We start from the raw sequence: 2220 nt of genomic DNA, 5'->3' as shown, positions 1-2220 counted from the left end.
GGCCGCCTCCCGGCCTGCCTCCAAGGCCCTTCTGGCCTCCTCCAGGGAGAGGGCCGCCCCCCGGGCCAGGTTCCCTGTCCCCTCCCGCACCTTGCGCTTGAGGAGAAGGGGGTGGTCGGGCAGCTCCCCCTTTACCCCCACGTCCAGGACGTAGACCTTCGCCTCCGCCTCCTGGGCGAACTGGTTGATGGCGGCCCCGCCCCGGAGGAAGTTGAGCACCATCTGGAAGGTGACCTCCTGGGGGTAGGCCGAGACCCCCTCGGCCACCACCCCGTGGTCGGCGGCGCAGACCACCACCGCCCCCGGGCCCAGCTCGGGCTTGAGCCGCCTCTGGATGGCGGCCAGGCGTACCGCGACCTCCTCCAGGTGGCCCAAAGACCGGGGGGGCTTGGTCAGCTCCTCCATACGGGCCTTCGCCAAAGCCAGAATCGCCTCTAAGCCGTTTGGGTCAGTCCTTTCCCACATCCTTTGCCTCCTGGGTTCCAAGGGTCCCGGGCCAAAGCCGCTCGAGGACCCCCACCACCTCCCCCACCACCAAAAGGGCCGGATCGGGGGCCCTGAGCCGCTCCAACCCCTCCAGCCGCCCCAGGGCCACCGCCTGGTTGGGCCAGGTGCCCCGGCCGATCAGGGCCACGGGGGTATGGGGAGGGCGGTGGGCCAGAAGGACGGATTTCAGGGCCGGAAGCTGGTGGAGCGGCATCAGAAAGACCAGGGTGTCCGCGGAGAGCCCAAAGGGGTCATGCCCCGTGAGGACGGAGAACCCCCTGGCCATCCCCCGGTGGGTAAGGGGAAGGCCCAAGGCAGAGGGCACCCCGGTGGCGCTGGACACCCCGGGGACGACCACAAAGGGGATGCCCTGCTCCAAAAGGAAGAGGACCTCCTCACCCCCCCGGCCAAAGACCATGGGATCCCCCCCCTTGAGCCGAACCACCACCCGGCCCCTCCCCGCGTGCTCGGCCATGAGCCGGTGGATCTCCTCCTGGGAAGTCTTCTCCCCATACCCCCGCTTGCCCACCTCGAGCCAGAGGGCCCTGGGGTTGAAGGCCCGGAAGGCCTCGGGGACTAGGGCGTCCTTAAGCACCACCTCCGCCCGCTCCAGGGCCAGCCGGCCCTTGAGGGTCAAAAGCCCGGGGTCCCCGGGGCCAGCCCCGACCAGATAGACGAGGGCAGGGGGCAGGTCCAGGCTCATCCCTGCCGCTCCTCTTTTGAAGCCTCCTTCCTGCGCGGGAAAAGGCGGTGCAACCGCCTGTGGAGAAGGTCCAGATCGGCGTAGAAGCCCTCGAGTTCCCGCTCCAGGGCCCTCACCCGCTGAAGCGCCGCCTCGGTGGCCAGGGCCAGCCCCCGGTCATATGCCCCCCCTTCCGAGAGCTGGCCCTCCAGATGGGCCAAGGCCTCCTCCAGGCCCCGGCGAAGGGCGGGAAGGCTTTTCGCCTCCACCAGGCGGGAGAGCTCCCGCCTCACCCCAAGGACCGGGGCGAGCTCCTCCCGCTCGTGCTCCAGGTCGTGCTCCTCCTTTTCCAGAAGCCTTCCGATCGCAATCCTCAGGGCCGAAAGTTCGTGGCAAGCCATCAGATCACCTCCAAAAGCCTCTTTTCGTACACCTCTCCCCCCTCGAGGTGGACCCTTCGGAAGGGGAGAAGGTCGGCCTGGGCAAACCCCCCGTAGACCACCCCCTCCGGATAGGCGATCAGGATGGGCCCCCGGCCGCAGCGGGAAAGGCAGGGGGTGGGGGTGATCTGGACCAGGGAGGACAGGTCCCTCAAGGCCTCCTCCAGGCCTCTGAGCACCCCCAAAGCCCCCTGGGCGCGGCAGGTTTCCCCGGTGCAGAGGAGGAGGTGGGTGAAGGGGCCATGGGGGTGCCGGCCCGGGGCGAAAAGGGCGTGGCGAAGGGCCTTAAGCCCCGCGATCTGGGCCTCCCGCCTGGGGGCGAAGCGGCCGATGGGGAAGCGGAAACGGCAGGTGTCGCACGGGGCGCCTCCCCCCTCCAACGCCTCGCGGTAGCGGCCCATGAGGGCCTCGAGGAGGGCCGGATGCCCCATAAGGGGGGGAAGGAGCTCCAGGTGAAGCCCCTCCACCCGGCGCTTTAGCCTCTCCTCCACCACCCCCCGGAAGAAGAGATGGGGAAGGAGGAAGACCCGCTTGGGCCTAAGGCCCGCCAGGCGGAGGAGGGCCTCCCCCGGGGTGGGGCGGGCCTTGGCCGCGTAGGCGGGGAGGACGGGG

Annotated in this window: 4 protein-coding genes; all 4 read right to left on the bottom strand. The window is 69.9% G+C overall.

Annotated elements, in window-relative coordinates; all coding sequences use genetic code 11:
- The coding region (locus C4301_RS09875; RefSeq protein WP_352414896.1) for a nicotinate-nucleotide--dimethylbenzimidazole phosphoribosyltransferase at positions 1 to 465 on the bottom strand (465 nt) is incomplete at its 3' end.
- A complete protein-coding gene (gene cobA, locus C4301_RS09870) occupies positions 449 to 1189 on the bottom strand; it encodes a uroporphyrinogen-III C-methyltransferase (RefSeq protein WP_352414895.1) in 741 nt (246 codons plus the stop codon). The genes C4301_RS09875 and cobA, both read right to left, overlap by 17 nt.
- On the bottom strand, positions 1186 to 1569 hold the full coding sequence (locus C4301_RS09865; RefSeq protein ID WP_352414894.1) for a DUF3209 family protein: 384 nt from the start codon (positions 1567 to 1569) through the stop codon (positions 1186 to 1188). Before C4301_RS09865 ends, cobA begins: the two co-directional genes overlap by 4 nt.
- Positions 1569 to 2220: (2Fe-2S) ferredoxin domain-containing protein (locus C4301_RS09860; protein ID WP_352414893.1), on the bottom strand; the 652-nt coding region annotated here is incomplete at its 5' end. The genes C4301_RS09860 and C4301_RS09865, both read right to left, overlap by 1 nt.

This window comes from Thermus sp., from assembly GCF_040290245.1.
GTDB lineage: Bacteria > Deinococcota > Deinococci > Deinococcales > Thermaceae > Thermus_A.
The sequence above is the reverse complement of the archived record's forward strand: the minus strand, read 5'-3'. Positions and strand labels throughout refer to the sequence as shown.